Below are 21,007 nucleotides of genomic sequence, written 5' to 3'. Positions count from 1 at the left end.
GAGGGTGGTCAGAGAGGCGCGCGGATCAGCGCGCGACGGCGGCTTTCGTCTCCAATAGGGACGTACGCTCCGACAGGAGGCAGTCGCCCCTGATCTCCTGGAAATGCCGCTCGCCGCGCCCGGTCAGGACTGCCTTGAGGAGCAGTCGTAGGCCGCGATCGACATATTCTTCGATGGTCATCCGCCCCGCGAAGTTCCAGGACTTCAGCGACCAAGCGTGGGAATGCAGAACGATTTGATAGGTGAATGTCTCCACATCAATGTCGGAGAACAACCCCAGGTCGACACACTCCCGTACGATCGAGGCGATGAGCTCGTTCGTATCGAGCTCCAACTGCTTTAGCGTGTCCCGGTGCGCCCGGGTTAGGGACTTGGTCTCTCGGTAGGTCAACGTCGTCGCATCGACGCTGCGCGCCTGGACGCGCCCATAGGCATGCACCGCCTGGCAGAAGCGGGACAGGGGGTCGACGATCCCTTTCGTCGCGGCTGGAATTTCCGCGCGGTAGCCGTTCAGGACCGCTGAGAGGGAATAGTAGAGGAGCTCTTCCTTATCGGAAAAGTACTGGTAAATCATACCTATACTGACGCCCGCCTCTTCCGCCACGTCGCGGATCGTCGTCGGGTGATACCCATTCTTGCTGAAGCATTTGATCGCCGCATTGGAGATCTGGAGTCGCCTGCGCTCGGCGAGAAGGGCTGGATCAGCTTTACTGCGTCCCATCTAAACCTCTCGATTGTCCATCAATCGCAGTCCGCTGACCGGCGTTGGATCATCCGCAACAACTTCAAGCGACATCGATGCGGTCACAGGCATATCCAACGCCTACCTACGGTCGCTTCGGGCCATTGGACATCTTCCTCGACAGCTTGCGCCTCACTTGGCGCCAACGCCACCTACTCGACGAGAAGTTGCTCGTTGTGCTCCCCGAGTTCCGGATAGCGGTCCAGTTCCTCTTGGCTGCGAAAGATGTCGCTGATCGGAACAGGCACGGCGACCATGCTTCCCTCCTCCGTGGCGACGCGGCGGTTGAAGAGCCCTCGCGCCAGAAAATGCGGGTCTTCCATCGCCTCCTCCACGGTTCTCACGACTGAGCAGCACACATCCGCCGCCGCGAATACCTCGGTCCACGCCTGCGCCGTCCGTTGAGCGATCGCGTCTGCCACCGCCGAGATCGTCGCCTGCGGATCGGCGTCGATGCAGCGATACTCCCGATCAAGACCGATCAAATCGCAAAAGAGGGTCCAGAAGCGCTCTTCGATGGGCGCGGCGGCGATGAAGCGGTTATCAGAGGTGCGGTATATGTTGTAGCGCGGCGAGCCGCCCGTGGTGAGGCGGCTCCCAGGTTTCGGCCATTCTCCGGCTCCGACGCCCTCGGCGAGAGCCCAATAGAGGAAGGTGAGGACGTTGTCGCTCATCGAGATGTCGAGGAAGCAACCGTCGCCGGTACGATCCCGTTGCAGCAGCGCCAGCAGGATGTTCATGACCGCAGGATAAGCGCCCCCTGCGATGTCGGCGATCAGCGCCGGCGGAAGAGGTGGCGAGCCGTCCCGGCTGGCGACAAGGCTCAAGAGGCCAGCATCGCCGACATAGTTCAGATCGTGGGCAGCCACATCGGATTTAGGTCCGGTTTGCCCATATCCCGTGATCGAACAGTAGATGATCGACGGATTGATCCGCCGGACGTCCTCATAGCCGAGGCCGAGCCGCGCCATTGCACCGGGCCGAAACTGGTCGACGATCACATCGGCGCTTTCGATCAGCGGCGCCAAGCTCGCCAGAGCGCCATCGGCCTTCAAATCGATCGCGATGCTGCGCTTGCCGCGGTTGAGCTGCGGGAAGTTCACACTGACCGAGCCCACTCGCGGGGTGTAGCCGCGCATCTCGTCCCCAGTCGGCTTTTCGATCTTAATGACCTCGGCGCCAGCCTCCGCGAGGAGCAAGGTCGCCAGCGGACCGGGCAATAGGCCGCTGAAATCAAGGACCCTGACACCTTGGAGTACTCGCATAACCAACCTCCTGGCCTGACGGGTGGGATCGCGCTTGCGAATGGGACTGGATTCCGCCAAGTCGCAGACTTATGCTGAATGAACAATCGGTCGATTGCAACGGTTGGCGAAACGGCGCTGAATTCGGGCGGGGAGTCATCACATGGACATGAAGGTGTTCCTGACGTCCGAGCGCATCGCGGAGATGGGCGCCAAGGGTCACTGGGCGGACCGCGTGCTTCTGGAGGATCTAGAGCGGGAAGTTCGTTTGAGCCCCCACGCGCCCGCAATCGTGGAATACAGAAGCTCGGAAAACACGCGCGTCGAGTTGAGCTATCGGGAGCTTGCCGAGCGCGCAGAAGCGATCTCTCGTAACTTGGCGCGCCGGGGCATCGCCCCCGGCGACGTCGTGTCCTACGTCCTCCCCAATTGGTGGCAGGCCGTGGCCCTCCATCTCGCCTGCCTGAAGATCGGCGCCGTCAGCAATCCGCTCATGCCGATTTTTCGCGAGCGGGAACTACGCTTCATGCTGGCGTTCGCGGAATCGAAGCTGCTGATCATTCCGAAGACGTTCCGAAATTTCGACTATGTCCAGATGATCGATGGCATTCGGGCCGAACTTCCCGGCCTGCAGGGCGTGCTAGTCGTCGGGGGTGAAGGCGAGAATTCGTTCGATACCCTGCTCGCCGCGTCCGATGGCACTGAGCCCAGCCGCGTCCCGTCCGGGCCAAACGACGTCATCGAGATCCTCTACACCTCTGGCACCACCGGCCAGCCCAAAGGTGTCATGCACACCTCCAACACGCTCATGAGCGCGTTGTCGGCATTCATCGACAGGTTCCGCCTCACGTCCGACGATACAGTGCTGATGGCGTCGCCCTTGGCCCATCAGACGGGCTTCGCCTACGGCATGATGCTGGCCGTCCGCCTCGGCTGTCCGCTTGTCCTCATGGATGTCTGGAACGCCGAGCGCGGCGCCGAGATCATCAGGGCGGAGGGTGTCACCTTCACCATGGCCTCCACGCCGTTCCTGGCCGACCTGACGGCTGTCGCCGAGCAGTCCCCGAGTTCGATGCGCTCGCTGCGGGTTTTTGTCACCGCCGGAGCCCCAATTCCATCCGTGCTCGTAACAAGGGCGCGCGAACTCCTCGGCGCACATATCGTGTCGGCCTGGGGCATGACGGAAAACGGCACCGTGACGTCCACTCTGTTGGACGATCCTACGGCGCGCGCCGCCGAGACCGATGGCCGGCCGCTCCGAGGCATGGAAGTCCGCGTCGTCAGCCGGGTTGGTCGGCCGGCGCAACCAAGTGAGGAGGGCCGCCTCCAGGCCCGAACGCCGAGTTGCTTCGTCGGGTATCTGAAACGGCCGGAACTCAACGAGATCGACCGGGAGGGCTGGTTCGAAACCGGTGACATCGCGCGCCTCTCAGCGGATGGCTACATCCGGATCACCGGACGGGCGAAGGACGTCATCATACGCGGCGGCGAGAACATCCCCGTCGTGGAGGTTGAAAACCTCCTCTACAAGCACCCCGACATCGTCGACGTGGCGATCGTGGCCATGCCCGATCCACGGCTAGGCGAGCGCGCATGCGCCTTTGTCGTCGCCCGCCCCGGCGCAGATATTTCCCTTGGTGAGGTGGTCACATTCTTGGAGGAATTCCAACTCGCACGTCAGTACATGCCGGAGCGTGTGGAATTGATGGAGGAATTGCCGCGCACGGCCAGCGGCAAGATACAGAAAGTCGCGCTGCGCGCCGTCGCCAAGTCCCTGGTCGTCGGTTTGGCGACGGCGGAGTAGGCGCATGATACTCACCGAAGAACAGTCGATGATCCGCGATGTCGCGCGCGCCTTCGCCCGGGAGCAACTCGCACCAAACTCGGCGCAATGGGAGACCGAGGCCCGACTTCCGCGTTCGGTCCTGACGGAGATGGGCCGCCTCGGCCTCCTCGGCCTGACCGTTCCAGAGGAATGGGGCGGAGCGGGTCTGGACTATGTGGGGTACGCTCTGGCGTTGATCGAGATCGCCGCCGGCGACGGCGCGACCTCAACGATCATGAGCGGCCACAACTCGGTCGGCTGCGGGCCGATCCTCGAGTACGGAACCTCAGCGCAAAAGGAACGCTACCTTCGACCCCTGGCCTTGGGGGAGAAGCTCAGCTGCTTTTGTCTCACGGAGCCGCAGAGCGGCTCTGATGCGTCGGCCCTTCTCACCCGCGCCGAGCGGACGCCAAATGGCTGGCGGCTGAACGGCCGCAAGCAGTTCATCACCAGCGGATCCATCGCCGACTTGGCGGTGGTCTTTGCACGCACAGACCCTGCTGCTGGCAAGCGCGGCATTAGCGCCTTCCTCGTTCCGACTGACAATCCCGGCTACCGCGTGGCCAGGACCGAAAAGAAGATGGGGCAGAACGCCTCGGACACCTGCGAGATCGGCCTGGAGGACGTGGAGGTTCCGGATGACAGCCTGCTGGGCGAGCCCGGTCAGGGCTACCGGATCGCCCTTTCCAATCTTGAGGGCGGGCGGATCGGGATCGCCGCCCAAGCGGTCGGAATGGCGCGGGCGGCGACGGAGATGGCCCTGGCCTACGCCCAGGAGCGCAAGGCTTTCGGACGCAAAATCTACGACTACCAGGCGGTCTCTTTCCGGATCGCCGATATGGCCACTGCCGTGGCGGCCGCGGAGCAGCTCGTGCTTCACGCTGCGGCCCTCAAGAGCGCCGGCCGGCCCTGTCTGCTCGAAGCCTCAATGGCGAAACTGTTTGCCTCCGAAACAGCCGAGCGGGTGTGTTCCGACGCCCTGCAGACCTTTGGCGGCAACGGCTACATCGCCGACTATGAGGTCGAGAGAATCTACCGGGCAGTGCGCGTCACCAAGATTTATGAAGGCACCAATGACATCCAGCGGCTGGTGATCAGCCGCGCCTTGGCGCCGAGCTGACACCGCATCTCCGCACGTTGCCGCCGAGCCGCAGATTCGGGAAAACCGGGATAGAGGTCGAGATGTATCCAGAAGTCTTGCAGCACATTCAGGGCAGCTGGGCGCCCGGTTCGGACTCCCACAGACGTGCGGTGCTGAATCCCGCCACCGGGGAGCCGCTCGGGGAATATGTCTGCGTCAGCAAGGCGGATCTCGACCGCGCCCTGGCCGCCTCGCTGGAGGGCTTTCGAATCTGGAGCCGCGTCTCTGCCTTTGAGCGCTGCAAGATCATGCGCCGCGCCGCCGGCCTGCTTCGCGAGCGCGCCTCGGAGTTCGCTGCGATCCTGACGCTCGAACTCGGCAAGCCGCCCGCAGAGGCTGCGATCGAAGTCCAGTCGTCTGCCGACATCGTCGAATGGTTCGCGGAGGAAGGGCGTAGAGCCTACGGCCAGGTCATTCCGGCGCGCGCCGATCTGGTGCAGCAGGTCCTCACGCGCGAGCCTGTGGGGCCGGTCGCGGCTTTCACACCATGGAATTTCCCGATCAATCAGCCGGCGCGCAAGATTTCGGCCGCCCTCGCGGCGGGGTGCTCCGTCATCCTCAAGCCTGCCGAAGAGACGCCGGCCACGGCGATGGAGTTGGTCCGGATCTTTCTCGAAGCGGGCGTTCCGCCGACCGTGATTGGATTTGTCGTCGGGGAGCCTTCGACTATCTCCGAACACTTGATCTCCAGCCCCATCATTCGGAAGATCTCGTTCACCGGGTCCACCGCGATCGGACGCCGCTTATCGGCGCTCGCGGGCGAGCATCTGAAACGCACCACGATGGAACTCGGCGGCCATGCGCCCGCCATCGTCTGGGATGACGCGGACACGCCTGCAGCTGTGCGCGTGCTCGCGGCCGCCAAGTTTCGCAATGCCGGCCAAGTCTGCATTTCGCCGACCCGTTTTCTCGTCCACGATAGCGTGTTCGATGCTTTCTCGACGGCGTTTGTCGCGTTTGCGAAGGGCCTCGACGTTGGTCCGGATGCGCACGCGGGCGGCCAGATGGGGCCGCTGGCCCATGCCCGGCGCCTTGAAGCGGTGGACGCCCTGGTCCAGGACGCCGTGGCCAGAGGTGCGGACTTGGCCTGCGGTGGACGCCGGATCGGAAATCGAGGCTTCTTCTACGCGCCGACGGTGCTTCGGGACGTGCCCATGGAGGCGCGGATCATGAACGAGGAGGCATTCGGCCCCGTCGCCGTGCTCAACAGGACGCGTGACGTGCCGGCGGTGATTGAGGAAGCTAACCGCCTCGACTATGGCCTCGCCGCCTACGCTTTCACCGGCTCGGCGAAACTCGCGGCAACCTTTGGGCGCGAGATCGAGGCGGGCATGATTTCGATCAACCACTCGGGCCTGGCACTGCCCGAACTGCACTTCGGCGGCGTCAAGAGTTCCGGCCATGGAAGCGAGGGCGGGAGCGAGGCCCTTGAGGCCTACTTCAATCTAAAGCTCGTCACGACGCTCGCCGACTAGACGCGCCGATCCTTGAGACGATGCCGGCTGTCGACGGCCGCGGACAGGAAGCATTGCTCCTTCGGAGCCGCACCGGAATCAGTGCCTGAGGGAATGACGTCTTCGGCGCCCGGACGGCTTCATTTAGCCCGCCTGCCCCGATGCAAACTCCTTGAGGGGCTGCTCGACGTCCGACAGCAAGGCCGGATCGATCCGAAGCCCAAGTTCGACCAGGCGTCGGCCCTGCACATAGTCTCGCGTCGCGTTGACGCAATCCAACGCGACGACGCGACCGTCACGCAGATAGACGACGGAGAACGATCGCGTTGCCGGATCGCCGCGCAAGACTGTCGCGTCGTAGCCGGCGGCCAATCCAACGGTCTGCAGCTTGAGATCGTACTGGTCCGACCAGAACCACGGCGCCGCTGGGCTTGGTCCATCAAGGCCCATCAGATGTCGAGTGGCGACTCCGGCCTGATTCGTCGCATTCTGTACCGACTCGATGCGCACACGCCGGCCTTCGGCGAACGGGTTTGCCTGGACCGCGCAGTCTCCTATCGCGTAGACGTTTGGCAGGCTGGTGCGGCACGCCTCGTCGACCTCAACGCCGATGTCGCCCACCGCACCCGCCGCGAGAATCGGCGCGACAGAGGGGTTGATGCCGATGCCGACGATGACCAGGTCGGCCGGCAGGACTTGTCCGTCCTTCAGCCGCACCCCGGTTAGGTGGCCGTCTCGCCCTTCAAGACATTCCACGGCGGCGTCCGTGCGGACATCGACGCCCTGGGCGCGATGTTCCGCTTCGTAGAACCGCGAGATGCCCTCGCCCGCGACGCGTGGCAGCAAGCGATCGAGCGCCTCCAGAACCACCACACGCTTGCCGAGCTTAGTGAGCACCGCCGCCGCTTCAAGGCCAATGAACCCACCGCCCACGACCACCACCCGATCCCCACGACCGAGCTGCCCGACGAGCGCGTCGACATCGGCGCGGTCGCGAACGGTGTGGACTTCCGGGAAATCGGCGCCTGGGCATGCGAGCATGCGCGGCTTGCCGCCAGCGGCCCAGATCAAGACCCCGTAGTTGAGTTCGCCCCCATCCTGAAACTCCAGACGGCGGGTCTCCGGTCTGACCGCAGCGACGCGATGGCCGAGCCGCATGGTGATGCGCTGCTCCGTCCAGAAGGCCGCAGGCCGGATTAGGCATCGTTCGAACGTCTTGTCGCCCGCGAGATAGTCTTTGGATAGCGGCGGGCGTTCGTAGGGCAGATGCGGTTCGTCGCCGACGATCGTGATGGCGCCGTCAAAGTTCAGCTGGCGAAGGACTATCGCGGCCTGTGAGCCGCCGTGCCCGGCCCCTACGATGACGACGTCCGACGCGTTCATTGCGGATCAGTCGGCTGGCGCGATTTCGACGCGGAGACCATCCAGCTGCTCGGTCCAGGTGAGCTGACATGACAGGCGCGAGCGTTCGCCGCGGTGGGTCGAGGTATCCAAGAGGTCGTCCTCGTCTTCAGTCATCCGAGGAAGCCGATCCCGGAACGAGTCGTCGACGTAGACGTGACAAGTGGCGCACGCGCAGGACCCACCGCAGATCGCCTCGATGTCGCCGATCCCGCTCGCGCGGATCAACTCCATGACCGAATGGTTGTCCTTGCCCTCGACTAGGACAGCGACTCCCGCCCGCGTCGACACATGCAATGTCGCCACGCTGGTTCCTCCGAATAGGTTCAACGGTAGCCTGTCACCACCGTCCACTATGGCGGATCATCAACGGCTACGTCAATTTGAACGAATGATCGTTCATGTAGATATGGCAATTTTTATGGCCGCCGCGCGACGCCGCCGCCGCCGCCGCTGCAGGGCGATTGCACAATTGACTCCCAGGACGCCGCGCTCGTACAATTTCGATGAGCGAACGCTCATTCAATGAGTGGCGAGCGAAGCTGACGCGGCCGATTTGCGCGCCGGCGCAAAACAAGACGTAGGAAGGTCGAAATGCTCACCGGGCCGCTGGCGCAACGCCTCTGCGACGTCTCCAAGAGTACGCCTGTTGGCGAGGCATTTCGGTCTTCGTGGTTGCCTGTCCTTCGCATCGAGCGACTGGAAGCGGGCGGTTCGCCCGTACCCTTTACTTTGCTGGGTGAACCGCTTGTGGCGTTCCGCGCCGCAAACGGTGAGGTGGCGGTGTTTGACGAACACTGTCCTCATCGCGGCTGTTCCTTGTCGATCGCCCACCCCAAGGACGACTCCCTGGTTTGCGTCTTCCATGGCTGGAAATTCCATGTCTCCGGCAAATGCATTGACACGCCGAGCGAGGCCGACCCCAAGTTCACGTCACGGGTCCCCTTGCGGTCCTACCCCACCCGTGAAGCCGGCGGCGCGCTGTGGGTCTGCCTCGACCGAAAGGCGCCACCCCCCTTCCCCGATTTCCTATTCAACCAGCTCCCTGCGGATCGGCTCTACGCCCGAGTGGGCATGTGTGAATACAACTGGCTGACCGGAGTGGAAGGCGTTCTCGACCCGTCCCACGTCGGCGTCCTGCACGCCGATTGGGTGGGCGTCCCTCCTTCGCCCGGCGCCAAGGTGAGCCAGGACGTCTTGATGTCTGGCCAGAACCTGGTGCCAAAGATCGAGATTGAACCTACGGAATACGGCTTCAGCTACGCAGCGATCCGCAGCTTGCCCGACGGCCAGACGCACATGCGCGTGCATGAATACGTCGCCCCCAGCGGCGTGTTCGTCGGGAATTCCACGGCGGAGCGGCAGCTTTTTGTTTGCCTGACGCCCATCGACAATTTCCGGACCATGTTCTGGTTCTTCTGGTTCACGCCCGACGGTCCGATGACGCCAGACATCCGCGCCTTCGCCCTGCAGGGCGCCGACCTGAACGACGACAACTACTGTGGTTCGCTTCGCGAGCAGCCATTCTGGGGCCAAAATCGGGATAAGGTGAGGAACCAGGACAGTTTCACTGGCCTCAACAGCATCCTCTTTGAGGACATCGTCGCCGGTGAGGCCCAAGGTCGCTGGACCGACCCGAAGCGGGAGTTCCTTGGTCCCTCAGATGCGGCGATTGGCTATTTGCGGCGCTACCTGCTTGATCGGATTCCCGAGACGGGCACAGCCGCGCTCGCCCACGAGGGTCCAGTGGACTACGTCTCCATTGCCGGCATCGCCGGAGTGCATGGTCTGTCCACCGATTGGAAGACCTGGGTGGCAGAAGAGCGGGCGCGGCGCCGGTCGCGCCTGTCCAAGGCGCCGGGCAGCCTCAAGGACGCCGTCCCGGCGGAATGACTCGAGGCTCGGGCCGCTCCTCAGCTAAATCACCACCTCGACAAGGTAAGGGCCCGTTGAAGCCAGGCCGCGGGCGAGCTCACGGCTGACCTCTTCCAGAGTCTCAGCCCGTCCCGCCTCCACACCGAGCGACCGCGCCAGCCCTGTCCACTGTATGTCAGGATCTCCGATGGAGAGCACATCCAAGGCCCGGCGACCGGGGTTCATGGCGCCAACGTTCGAGAGCTCCGAAAGGAGCACCTGGTAGCGCCGGTTGGCGAACACCAGGATGGTTATATCGAGACCCTCCCGGGCCATCGTCCAGAGTGCCTGGGGCGTATACATCGCGCTACCGTCGCCCTCTAGCGCGATGACTTTGCGGTCGGGCGCAGCCACAGCGGCGCCGATCGCCACTGGGAGGCCATAGCCCAAGGATCCGCCCATGATGCTTGCCCAATCGTGCGGCCGGGCCGAGGTCGTGAGCGGGAGGAACACTCGGCCCGTGGTGATCGCCTCGTCGACAACGAAAGCGTTGTCCGGGATTTGGGCCGCCAGGATGGCAGCCAGACCCTCAGATGTGATCTTGCCAGTGGGGAGTTGCTGCTCGACATGCTCGGCGACACCCGCAGGTGGCGTCTGGGCCGCGCCGAGTTCGATGGCGAGCGCGTCCAAGGCCTGCTCGAGGTCATGCTCCGGATCCGCCAACTTGGTGATGACGCAGTGATCGGACGTGAGCACGCTGGGTCGGCCCGGGTAGGCGAAGAAGGACACCGGCGCGCGGGCGCCCACGAGAATGAGCTCTTGGACGCCTGCGAACGTCTCTAGGGCCGGCCCCGCTGGCACTGGCAGCTGCGGGATGACCACGCGACCCGCGCCGCGTTCCACCCGGGCGTTGTATTGCTCTGACAGCAGCTTGCAGCCCGTCGCCGCGGAGATGCGGCCAGCAAGCTCGCGGGCCCGACCTCGAAGCGCCTCGCCTGCCAGCAGCAGCATTGATGGGCGGCCGCTGCAAAGCGCGCGCGCCGCCGCAATGACGCTAGCCTCCGGCACGGGGGCGGATGGCTCCAGCGGGCGAGGCGCTGCGACGCGTTCTGGAGGACCCCAGGAGGCGTCGGCAGGCAGTATTAGGGTCGCCACCTTCCCAGGTCTGCCTCTGGCGGCGAGGATCGCGCCAGCAGCGTCTTCGGCAACCCGGCCCGGCGCTGAGATCGTCATCCAGTCGGACACGGGCCTCGCGAGGCCCGGCACGTCGCTGGACAACGGCGCGTCGTAGCGCAGGTGCGCGGTTGAGTGCTCGCCAACAATGTTGACGATCCCAGACCGGGCCTTCCGCGCGTTGTGCAAATTCGCCGAACCGTTGCTCAAGCCCGGGCCCAGGTGCAGCAGCGTCGACGCGGGTCGTCCGGCGGCCCGGTAATATCCATCCGCCGCGCCGGTCACAACGCCTTCGAACAACCCCAGCACACACCGCATCGGATGGATGCGATCGAGCGCCGAGACAAAGTGCATCTCGGACGTCCCAGGATTGGCGAAGCAGACATCGACGCCTCCGCCCAGGAGCGTCCACACCAGACTCTCGGCGCCGCTGGCCGGCTTCGGCACATCACTCATTTTGTCTGGTTCCCGCCCCGCTAACGCGCGGCCTAGTTACCTTGGAACACCGGCCGTTGCTTCGCGACAAAGGCATGATAGGCCCGGCTGTAGTCCTCGGTCTGCATGCAGATGGCTTGCGCCTGCGCTTCGGCCTCGATCGACTCGTCGATCCCCATGCTCCATTCCTGATGGAGGCAGGTTTTGGTGATCCCGTGGGCGAAGGTCGGACCGTCCGCGATCGAGGCCGCTAGGGCTTGGGCGTCCGCAAGCAGGGTTTCAGGCTCGCAAAGACGATTGAAGAAGCCCCACCGCTCACCCTCGGCTCCATCGACGGAGCGCCCGGTGTAGAGAAGCTCCGACGCGCGCCCGGCTCCGATCAGCCGCGGGAGGATGTTGCAAGCGCCCATGTCGGCGCCGGCCAGGCCCACGCGGACGAACAGGAACGCGACCTTGGCGGCGGCCGTGCCAAGGCGGATATCCGATGCCATGGCGATGATAGCTCCGGCCCCTGCGCAAACGCCGTCGACCGCTGAAATGATGGGTTGCGGACAGTGGCGCATGGCCTTGACGAAATCGCCCGTCATTCGGGTGAACTCGAGCAGACCAGCCATGTCGCCGGCCTCCTTCAGGCGAACCAAGGGACCGATGATCTCGTGCACATCGCCGCCGGAGCAGAAATTGCCGCCCGATCCCGTGATTACCACCGCGCTGACTTCGCGCGCGTAGCTCAGCGCCCTGAATGTGTCCCGAAGCTCCGCGTAGGACTCGAGTGTCAGAGGATTCTTCCGTTCGGGTCGATCAAGGGTGATGGTCGCAACCTTGCCGCTCATCTCCCACTTGAAGTGCTTCGGCTTGAACTGGGTGAAATCGGCCCCAGGGGGCGGGAACTGGACGGTCATGTTGCTTCCTTCAGAATTGTTGAAACCGCGCCGATCGGCCATCGGCCAATTGACGTGCGCCCAGCCATGGCGTGGCGCCGGTGGCAGGTTGGAGTGACCGAGGTCGGAGGCATCCAGGCTTTCCAGCATGCCGCCCTTTGCGACCGGTTCTCCAACGTCGCGAACCCTTGACCACACGTTCCCACGATCGCGAGTGACCCCGCAGCTAGTCGATTGAGTGAACAATCGTTCAACATCGCGGCGCGCGTCTGTCAAGGCCCGAATTGGCCCCGCCCCCAGACCCCCACCCCCGGCGGCTCAACGCCCGGGGGCCCACAGGCACCCGCGCTTCGCTACGCCAGCCGCGCGGAGGCGCTCCGCTACGCGCGGGACCCGCCTGTGGACTCCGGGGATGAGCCGCCAACCATCAACCCAGGGGGGTCAGTTTTAACTGTCGCCAGGGGGGTCAGATCCGGATGTCGCTTGATACACAGGCGCGCCGGTAAAGTTTCGTTCCGGATTTGCATCGGCGGGCCTGGGAGTCGCCACGTTGACAGCGGCGATCCGCGAGATGCATATGAATGATCAATCGTTCGCTGTTGCGTCGCGATATCCAGAGCGCAACCGGGCCGGAGGGAGCTGCGCATGTCGCAGGACGTGGAGGCCAGAACGGCCGGAGCCGATCAGCCGACCGAGCGTGAACTGCAGCATGTGCGGGTGGCGGTCGCCGGGTCGGTGGGTTCGATCACTCTCAACCGTGCGCCCGTGAACCAGATCGATGACGCCTTCCTGGACCAGCTCCTCGAGGCCCTCGCCCGCTGTGAGGCTGAGGGAGTTTCCGTCGTTCACATCCGCAGCGATCGTGAAATGTTCAGCGCGGGCGCGGATCTGCGCATGGTGAAGGCGCGGATCGACCGGCCGGACGGCGACCATGTCATGATGGCGACCAACCGCCGATTCCATGAGGTCTATGAACAACTCTCGGACTTTCCGGGCGTTACCGTGGCTGAGCTCAATGGCTATGCGCTGGGAGGCGGGTTAGAACTCGCCCTCGCCTGCGATCTTCGCGTCGCGGCCCACGAGGCAAAATTGGGTTTGCCGGAGGTCAAGGTCGGTTTGTTCCCCGGCGCTGGCGGAACTCAACGATTGTCCGTGTTATGCGGCCCTGGCATCGCCGCGCGCCTCATCTTGACCGGCGAACTCCTCTCCGGCGCCGAGGCGCAGCAGCTGGGTCTCGTCCAATGGGCATTCCCGGCCGCCGACCTGCCCCGAGAGACCTCGTCCTTGGTCGATAGAGTGGCGGCGCTTCCAGTGGGGGCCTTGAGGGCCGCCAAGGTCTGCCTGAGGCGCGCGCTGATGCTTCAGCCTGAAGGCCTAGCGGCTGAAATCCTCGAGACCGGGCGGCTCATGTCGGATGCCGAGACGCGCTCGCGGCTGATGGCCTTCCTCACCGGCAATCGCTGATCTGTGGGCGCCACGCGCCCGTTCGACGCCGCAGCGGCCGTGAAGCCGGAGCCGCGGCGGCGTGCCGCGGATCTCCAGGGATAGTCCTAAGGCGTCAAGCCGTGCGCGCCGGCGCCTTTCGGTCGGGCGCCAAGGTGAAGATATATTGATCTGGCGCCCGTTGCCCGCCGGCCTTCGGATCGATCCCGCCCCGACCCTTGTCGTTCTCGTAGACCAGGTACTCGCGCGGAACGTTCCATTCCGGAATGGCGTCCAGCCAAAGGCGCAGCAGCAAGCGCTTCTTCGAGGCGTCGTCGTCGTCTTCGAACTCAGACCGCGCGTGCAGGGTCGTATAGTTGTTGGCGAAGAAGATCTGCCCGGGGGACAGCTTGAATTCGAGGACGTTCTCATCACTGCCGGCGAAGGAGTCGAAGGTGTCCAGCGCTTCTCGTTCCAGCTCCGTCAGGGCCTGGCCATCCCGTCCGGCCAGTTCGATCGTCGTCCGGACGTAGTGCGAGAGAACAGTGCCCTCGAAGTCGCCCAAGGCGGGAATGAAGTAGGGCGTGATGATCGGCAGCCCCTCCTTTTGCTCGCCACGACGGTGATAGTGGAACCCTCGTTGGAGGGTCGGCAAGACGTGCGGAGCCTTTTCGAGGATGTCGTTGTAGATTGAGTGGACACTGCAGATCACGCTCTCGCCGCCAGCCTTCGCTTGGCGGATGCACATCAGCCCCATCATGTCACCAGCATCGGTATGCATATTGAGGGCGCCGCGGGCCTTATATGAGCGGGCAGCCGGCTTCTCGCCGGGCTTCGTCTCGTCTTGGACATAGCCCAGGACGTCACCAGCCGCGCTCTGACACACTGGTGTTCCCAGGCAGGACCCGATGAGCCAGTAGAACTTCTCCAAGACCGGGAGACTGTATTTGTCTTCGGGAATCCCATCCACGACGACGAAACCGCGACCCGTCTTCAAGGTGTCCTGAATGCTCGCCATCGTCGCACGGAGCGCGTCGAGCTTGAACTCAGCTGCGTTGAGGCTACGGAGCTCGGCGTTTTGGAACGCTTCGGTCTGGCTCGCCACCTCAAGTTCGCGGACAGCCTCCGCCGGCAGCTGAAGCGTGAAATCGCTCATGTTCTTGAAGTCGTCGGCGCGCCATGCCGAAGCGCCGCTGATGGACTGAGATTTCGAGACAGCCTGGCTCATGGCATTCCCCTGTATGAACGATCACTCATTCATGAGTATTGCAGCCGCGGCCTTCGATGGCAACCGAGCTACGCGCAGGCCAGTTGATTGCGCCGAGGGACATGGTGGAGCTGGCAGGACTCACATCCTCCCTCGCCCAGCTGCCATCCTGTGGGCGCTATCAACAATTGTCCCAACGCGGTGCGTGGGGATTCCCTGCGCAGAGACACGTTGCCAGGCGACTGCCCCCACCACCATTTCCTTCCGAAGACACAGCTCTTCCCCTCCGGGGCCGCTCCGCGTCTGCGCCCGGCGATTGCGTCCGCGCCCGTAAGCAGACAAGCTTGCAGAAAGTCTGGGAGGACGGGCGATGGGTATGGGCGTGGCGACGCGGCGGCTGGCCGTGGGCGTGCTGGCGGTTCTGGGCCTGGCCGGCGCGGCGCGGGCGGCGGATAGCGCGGCGGCGCTGAAGATCCGCATCCTCTCCTCGCGGCCAGACATGGTCAGCGGCGGCGACGCGCTGGTCGAGGTCCGTGGGCCCGCCAAGGGCGTGACGCTGACGCTGAACGGCAGGGACGTGACCGGCGACCTGCGGCGCGATCCGACCAGCCACAGCCTGCGCGGCCTGATCGGCGGCCTGACCGAGGGCAAGAACACACTGTCGGCCCGCGCCGGCGGCGCCAAGGCGACGCTGGCTGTCACCGACTATCCGATCACCGGACCGATCCTGTCCGGCCCGCACATCAACCCTTACGAATGCCGCACAGAGGAATCCGGGCTCGGCAAGCCGCTCGACAAGGACTGCTCGGCCGCCGAACGGACCGACTATTTCTACCGGTCGACGGACGGGAAGTTCAAAGCGCTGGCCAGCGCCGCGGACCGGCCCGCCGACCTGGCGACCACGACGACCATCGACGGCGCCAGCGTCCCCTATGTGGTCCGGGTGGAGTCCGGCACGATCAACCGCAGCATCTACCGCATCGCCATGCTGGAAGACCCCAAGGGCTGGAACCACCGGCTGGCGGTGAGCTTCGGCGGCGGCGCGGGCGCGAAGTACAATCAGGGCGTCAACGACGCCCAGGCGGCCTTGAGCGACCTCTATCTGTCGCGCGGCTTCGCCCACATGGTCGCCACCGAGCTGGTCAACAACCTGCACGGCAACGCCGTCCTGCAGGGCGAGACCCTGATGATGCTCAAGGAGCGCTTCATCAAGCGCCACGGGGTCCCGAAGTGGACCGTCGGCAACGGCGGGTCCGGCGGGGCGATCCAGCAGCTGACCATCACCCAGATGTACCCGGGCCTGCTTGACGGCCTGCAGCCCTCGCTGTCCTTCCCGGATTCGACACTGCACACCGCCGACTGCGGCGGGCTGCAGAAATATTGGAAGTCCGACGCCGGCAAGGGCTGGAGCCAGGAGAAGAAGACCGCGGTCGAGGGCTTCACGCCCGGCACCTGCCGCGCCTGGGAGGCCTCGTTCGTGCCGGTCTCCAACTCCGGCAACAAGCCGGGCTGCGACCTGAAGGACCAGAGCCTGGTCTGGGACAAGCAGACCAATCCCAAGGGCGCCCGCTGCGCCCTGGCCGACATGCGGGTCAACATCTACGGCCGCGATCCTGCGACCGGCTATGCGCGCAAGACCGAGGACAATGTCGGCCTGCAGTACGGGCTCAAAGGACTGAACGCCGGCAAGATCAGCGTCGACGAGTTCCTCGACCTCAACGAGAAGATCGGCGGCTATGACGACGACGGGGCCTTCTCCGAGCATCGGAGCCACGGCGACCCGATCGCGCTGAAGGCGGCCTATGCGTCGGGCCTGCTGAATGGCGGCGGCGGGGGCCTGGCGACCGTGCCGATCCTGCACTACCGCACCTACAACGACCCGCTCGGCGACATCCACAGCCGCGAGCGCGACATGACGATCCGCGCGCGGCTGGTGAAGGCCAACGGCGACGGCGACAACGAGGTCTTCTGGGTGGGCCCCGGCGCCTCGCCCGGCGGGCCGCGGGGCGATCCGGCGGTCGCCAGGTCCTTCGCCCTCATGTCCGGCCAGGCGCTCGACGCCATGACCAAATGGCTGGACAGACTGGCCGCTGACTCCGCGCCGCTGAGCCACGCCAAGGTGGTCAAGGACAAGCCCGCCGAGGCCAAGGACGCCTATTTCAGTCCCGACGGCGCCAAGCACGTGGAAAAGGCGACCTGGGACGGCCCGGGCGGCTACAACACCATGTACCCCAACCACTCCGAGCCGCGGATCGAGGCCGGGGCGCCGATCGCCAACGACGTGCTGAAGTGCAGCCTGAAGCCGGTCAGCGCCGCCGACTATAAGGTGAAGCTCAACGCCGCTCAGCTGGCGCGCCTGAAGGCGATCTTCCCGACCGGCGTCTGCGATTTCTCGAAGACGGGCGTCGGCCAGGTCCCGCTGAAGGGAACCTACCAGCGCTACTAGGGCAGACGCCTCAGCCGGCGACGAGGCTCACGTGGGTCGCCCCGAGCGACGCCAGCGTCGCCGCCCGTTGGGGCGTGGCGACGCGGTAGACCAGGACCGACTTCGCTACCTTCTTCGCCGCGGCGATGGTGACGGTGGCCCAGCCCGTGAACTCGGCGTCGCCGAGCCCTAGCGGGCACTCGAAGGAGAGCGCCTGCAGACCCGCGCCCTTCATCCGCTCCATCGACGCCGCCGTCGAGCCGGTCATCCGTCCAACGACCAGCAGGGAGAACGGCCGGACCAGGGAGGTTGCGGCCAGCAGCGCGCCGGGCGGCACGCCCTCGATGTCGAGGATATCGCAGACGACGCCCAACCGGACGAGGCTGCCCGCCTCCTTCAGCGGCTCCACGAGTTCGGCGCGGCCCTTCTGGCTGGACAGGCTGGTGAACGAGAGCGGGACGATCAGGCTGAGCTGGCGCTCGCCGCCGGCTTCCACGCGCAGGCGGTCGATGCCGCGGGTGATGGTGGCCAGGTCGGCCCGCAGGATGTCTGCGGCCGACAGGGCCACCACCTGCTGCGACGAAAGCTCCTCGGCGGTGGAGATGACGATCACCCGGCGGATCATCCTGAAGCCGATGCGGGTGAAGCCCTTGAGTTCGTAGACCGGCTCCAGCGTCGCCGAGACCCGCAGGTGGCGTCCGTCCACCGCCACGAAAGGCGTCCAGCGGTTCACCAGCTTCGTGGTGATGTCGGAATCCTCGTAGTGGCCCAGGCGATGCGGGCCGTCTTCATCGGCGCTGGCGGCCAGCTTGGCTTCAGCCGCCGTGGCGTCCACCTGCTCGGCCTGCAACCGGCCCTGCCCGATCCGGACGACCTGCAGCACGCCGCCGGCGGCTTCCCTGTCATGGCCCAGGAAGTGGGTCAGGATCTCGCGCAGATAGCGCAGGCAGGCGGCCTGCCCGGCCATGCGGCTGAGGTCGGGATGGACGATCAGGTAGTCCATGTCGGAGACCTGGACGGAGACGCCACGTTCCCCAAGGCTGCGCTCGAGCACCCGCTCGGCGAAGTCGAAGACCTGGTCCTTGCGGGTCTGCCAACGGTCGCCGAAGCGCTTCTGGACCGCCTCTAGGGAAATGATGTTGACCTTGCCGGAGGCCAGCAGCTGCGGATCGCAGAAGCGCTCGATCTGCGCCTCGGCGTCCGATGAGACGAGCCGCATGGCGCCGGAAAGCTGGGCCTGAGCCAGGGCGTCCAGCTGCGCGCCCTGAGACTCCGGCCGTGCGCCGGCCGGCTCAGCTTTATGGCTCGCCACTGCGGCGCTTTCGCTCACCACCACCTCCGTCGGCGCAACCTTGCCGGGTGAATGGTTCGCAGGTCGGAGTTAAGCGAAGGCGCCCAAACGGCGAGAAATGCGCTTCGAACGGCGAAAAAGCTCGCGGCTTGAACAGCAAAGGGCCTCGCCGGTCAAACCGGCGAGGCCCCAGCGACTCAAAAGGTCTGTGGCGGGCGCGATGCGCCGCCGCAGGCTGTCGGCTACTTCAGGTGGCCGGCGAGGTGCTTGTTCATCTCGAACATGCTGACCTTGTCCTTGCCGCCGAAGACCGGCTTCAGCTTGGCGTCAGCCAGGATGTCGCGCTTGTTCTTCGGGTCTTGAAGGTTGTTCTTCTTGATGTATTCCCAAATCTTGGAAACCACTTCGCCGCGGGACAATTGCCCCGGACCGACCACGGCGGCCAATTCAGCCGACGGCGTAAGCGGCTTTTGAAGGGCGTTGGTTTTCTTGGCGTCAGCCATATGTTGGGCTCCCCCAGCTAGATTTTAGGCGTCTGCGGCCACGCGTCGAATGTGCGTGAACTGAGTCGCTTGCAGGTATCCTAGGTGCGCAATGCGCCTCGCGTCACCTAGGAAACGTTCGGGGTTCGCCTCAGGCGTGCAAAACCGTGATTTAGGCGCCATTCGATAACGCCGTTGTGACCCTCGCCGAGGGATCCGAGCGATGCCCGGCGCGGTCGGGGCAGATAGGTCTCTTCCAGCTGGCGCCGCAAATCCCGCCCATCGTAGAATAAGATTCTCGCTCGGAGGCTCAGCGCATGACGATTGTTCTCGATCCCATCGACCGGCGGATCCTGCGCGAGCTGCAGGCCGACGCCACGATCCCGATCGCGGAACTGGCCGAACGCGCGGGTCTTTCGCAGACCCCTTGCTGGAAGCGCGTGAAGCGGCTGACCGACGCCGGCGTAATCGAGCGGCGCGTGGCGATCCTCGACCGCGAGCAGCTGGAGCTGGGCCTGGTGGTGTTCGTGTCCATCCGCACCAGCCGCCATGACGAGGACTGGCTGAACGCCTTCGCCAAGGGCGCGGCGGGCCTGCCGGAGGTGGTCGAATTCTACCGGATGTCGGGAGAGACGGACTATCTGCTGAAGGTCGTGGTCCGCGACATCGCCGCCTACGACGCCTTCTACAAGCGCCTGATCGCCGCCGCGCCCCTGCAGGACGTCTCCTCGTCCTTTGCCATGGAGCAGATCAAGTTCACAACGGCGCTGCCCATCTGAGCCGGCGGTTGACTTACGCGGCGCCCGCGACGCCAACTTCCATCCAAAGAAGAAGGCCTTCGGGAGGATGCAGTGAGTTCTTGGACCTTCGCGGACGTGTGGGAGGCGATCGCCGCCGTCCAGCCTGAGCGGCCCGCCAACATCCAGGGCGATCGGGTGCTGACCTGGGCGGACTTCGACGCCCGCGCCGACGCACTGGCCGCCCATTTCATCGCCAGGGACCTCAGCCGGCAGGCCAAGGTGGCGGCCTTCCTCTACAACGGGCCGGAGTACATCGAGACCTATTTCGCGGCCTTCAAGGGCGGCTTCGCGCCGGTCAACACCAACTACCGCTACGGCCCCGAAGAGCTCTTCTACCTGTTCGACAACGCCGATGCTGAGGCGGTGGTGTTCCACGCGGGCTTCACCGAGGTGCTGGGGGCCATCCGCGGCCGGCTGGGCCGGGTGAAGGCCTGGGTGGCCGTGGCGGAGCCCGGCTATCCGGTTCCGGCCTGGGCCGAGGACTACGACGCCATCGTCGCGGAGATTCCCGCCCAGCGCCCGGTGACGGCCCCCTGGGGCCGGTCCGGCGATGACCTGCTGCTGCTCTACACCGGCGGCACCACCGGCATGCCCAAGGGCGTGATGTGGGCGCAGGACGACCTGTTCAACGTCATCGGAGCCGGCGGCAATATCCTGCTCGGCACCCCGCCGGCGACCTCGATCGAGGACCTAACCACGCGGATCCAGTCGCCGGAACACCTTCGGCCGATGACGCTGATCGCCGGCCCGCTGATGCACGGCACCGGCCAGTTTTCGAACCTGATCTGCTTCAACCAGGGCGGCGCGGCCGCCACCCTGCCCTCGCGCAAGTTCAACGCCGTGGAGCTGTGGGACGAGGTGGACCGGATCGGCGCCTCGGCCATCGTGCTGGTCGGCCTGGCCTTCTCGACGCCGATGCTGGAGGCGCTGGAGGCCAATCCAGGCCGCTGGGACCTCTCGAGCGTCAAGTCGATGAGTTCCTCCGGCTCGATGTGGAGCCAGGAGAACAAGCAGGGCCTGCTGAGCTACGCCAAGAACGCCCTGATCTTCGACAGCTTCGGCTCGTCTGAGGCCGTGGGCCTCGGCGTCTCGGCCTCGGCGCCGGGCGCGGAGGCCAAGACCGCAGCGTTCACGCCCGGCCCCAACTGCGTGATCTTCACCGAAGACGGCCGCCGCGTGCAGCCGGGCTCGGGCGAGCGCGGCCTGGTCGCCGTCTCGGGCCTCTTGCCG

Annotated in this window: 17 protein-coding genes; 8 read left to right on the top strand and 9 right to left on the bottom strand. The window is 65.2% G+C overall.

Annotation, left to right across the window (positions count from 1 at the left end):
- Positions 1-25 precede the first annotated feature (25 nt).
- Together VHS75_RS06105 and VHS75_RS06100 are read right to left on the bottom strand one after the other, a co-directional pair.
- Positions 26-721, bottom strand: a complete 696-nt coding sequence (locus VHS75_RS06105; protein ID WP_329637723.1) for a TetR/AcrR family transcriptional regulator — start codon at positions 719-721, stop codon at positions 26-28.
- Positions 722-894: 173 nt separating this feature from the next.
- Complete coding sequence (locus VHS75_RS06100; RefSeq protein WP_329637722.1) at positions 895-2,007, bottom strand: CoA transferase; 1,113 nt, start codon at positions 2,005-2,007, stop codon at positions 895-897.
- A gap of 142 nt (positions 2,008-2,149) precedes the next feature.
- Here VHS75_RS06100 and VHS75_RS06095 point away from each other — a divergent pair, with 142 nt between their 5' ends.
- From VHS75_RS06095 to VHS75_RS06085, 3 genes are all read left to right on the top strand, one after another.
- Positions 2,150-3,790 (top strand): AMP-binding protein, encoded by a 1,641-nt coding sequence (locus VHS75_RS06095; RefSeq protein WP_329637721.1) that lies wholly within the window; start codon positions 2,150-2,152, stop codon positions 3,788-3,790.
- Between the two features lie 4 nt (positions 3,791-3,794).
- Entirely contained in the window at positions 3,795-4,931 is a 1,137-nt protein-coding gene (locus VHS75_RS06090; protein ID WP_329637720.1) for an acyl-CoA dehydrogenase family protein, read from the top strand.
- Between the two features lie 62 nt (positions 4,932-4,993).
- Entirely contained in the window at positions 4,994-6,427 is a 1,434-nt protein-coding gene (locus tag VHS75_RS06085; protein WP_329637719.1) for an NAD-dependent succinate-semialdehyde dehydrogenase, read from the top strand.
- Positions 6,428-6,550: 123 nt separating this feature from the next.
- Here the strand turns inward: VHS75_RS06085 and VHS75_RS06080 are convergent, their stop codons facing one another.
- Together VHS75_RS06080 and VHS75_RS06075 are read right to left on the bottom strand one after the other, a co-directional pair.
- Entirely contained in the window at positions 6,551-7,789 is a 1,239-nt protein-coding gene (locus VHS75_RS06080) for an NAD(P)/FAD-dependent oxidoreductase (protein WP_329637718.1), read from the bottom strand.
- A 6-nt stretch (positions 7,790-7,795) separates the two neighbouring features.
- Entirely contained in the window at positions 7,796-8,113 is a 318-nt protein-coding gene (locus tag VHS75_RS06075; protein ID WP_329637717.1) for a 2Fe-2S iron-sulfur cluster-binding protein, read from the bottom strand.
- A gap of 288 nt (positions 8,114-8,401) precedes the next feature.
- On the opposite strand from VHS75_RS06075, the gene VHS75_RS06070 reads away from it, so the two are divergent.
- Positions 8,402-9,700: a Rieske 2Fe-2S domain-containing protein gene (locus tag VHS75_RS06070; protein ID WP_329637716.1), complete on the top strand. Its 1,299-nt coding sequence runs from the start codon at positions 8,402-8,404 to the stop codon at positions 9,698-9,700.
- A 24-nt stretch (positions 9,701-9,724) separates the two neighbouring features.
- On the opposite strand, the gene VHS75_RS06065 is transcribed toward VHS75_RS06070, so the two are convergent.
- Both VHS75_RS06065 and VHS75_RS06060 read right to left on the bottom strand, forming a co-directional pair.
- The gene (locus VHS75_RS06065) at positions 9,725-11,290 is read right to left on the bottom strand and encodes an acetolactate synthase large subunit (protein ID WP_329637715.1); all 1,566 of its coding nucleotides are present in this window, start codon (positions 11,288-11,290) and stop codon (positions 9,725-9,727) included.
- Positions 11,291-11,322: 32 nt separating this feature from the next.
- On the bottom strand, positions 11,323-12,300 hold the full coding sequence (locus tag VHS75_RS06060) for an enoyl-CoA hydratase family protein (protein WP_329637714.1): 978 nt from the start codon (positions 12,298-12,300) through the stop codon (positions 11,323-11,325).
- A 495-nt stretch (positions 12,301-12,795) separates the two neighbouring features.
- On the opposite strand from VHS75_RS06060, the gene VHS75_RS06055 reads away from it, so the two are divergent.
- Complete coding sequence (locus tag VHS75_RS06055; protein WP_329637713.1) at positions 12,796-13,614, top strand: enoyl-CoA hydratase/isomerase family protein; 819 nt, start codon at positions 12,796-12,798, stop codon at positions 13,612-13,614.
- A gap of 94 nt (positions 13,615-13,708) precedes the next feature.
- Here VHS75_RS06055 and VHS75_RS06050 read toward each other — a convergent pair whose 3' ends face one another.
- The gene (locus tag VHS75_RS06050; protein ID WP_329637712.1) at positions 13,709-14,800 is read right to left on the bottom strand and encodes a TauD/TfdA family dioxygenase; all 1,092 of its coding nucleotides are present in this window, start codon (positions 14,798-14,800) and stop codon (positions 13,709-13,711) included.
- Between the two features lie 349 nt (positions 14,801-15,149).
- On the opposite strand from VHS75_RS06050, the gene VHS75_RS06045 reads away from it, so the two are divergent.
- Positions 15,150-17,225, top strand: a complete 2,076-nt coding sequence (locus VHS75_RS06045; RefSeq protein ID WP_329637711.1) for a DUF6351 family protein — start codon at positions 15,150-15,152, stop codon at positions 17,223-17,225.
- Positions 17,226-17,235: 10 nt separating this feature from the next.
- Here VHS75_RS06045 and VHS75_RS06040 read toward each other — a convergent pair whose 3' ends face one another.
- A complete protein-coding gene (locus VHS75_RS06040) occupies positions 17,236-18,534 on the bottom strand; it encodes a hypothetical protein (RefSeq protein ID WP_329637710.1) in 1,299 nt (432 codons plus the stop codon).
- A gap of 203 nt (positions 18,535-18,737) precedes the next feature.
- The gene (locus tag VHS75_RS06035) at positions 18,738-18,998 is read right to left on the bottom strand and encodes an SWIB/MDM2 domain-containing protein (protein WP_329637709.1); all 261 of its coding nucleotides are present in this window, start codon (positions 18,996-18,998) and stop codon (positions 18,738-18,740) included.
- Positions 18,999-19,294: 296 nt separating this feature from the next.
- Here VHS75_RS06035 and VHS75_RS06030 point away from each other — a divergent pair, with 296 nt between their 5' ends.
- Positions 19,295-19,756, top strand: a complete 462-nt coding sequence (locus VHS75_RS06030; protein ID WP_329637708.1) for an Lrp/AsnC family transcriptional regulator — start codon at positions 19,295-19,297, stop codon at positions 19,754-19,756.
- Positions 19,757-19,828: 72 nt separating this feature from the next.
- The coding region (locus tag VHS75_RS06025; protein WP_329637707.1) for an AMP-binding protein at positions 19,829-21,007 on the top strand (1,179 nt) is incomplete at its 3' end.

The sequence above is a fragment of the Phenylobacterium sp. genome (genome assembly GCF_036264965.1).
Lineage (GTDB): Bacteria > Pseudomonadota > Alphaproteobacteria > Caulobacterales > Caulobacteraceae > Phenylobacterium.
Note: the sequence above shows the minus strand (reverse complement) of the source record. Positions and strands in the feature narration are given on the sequence as shown.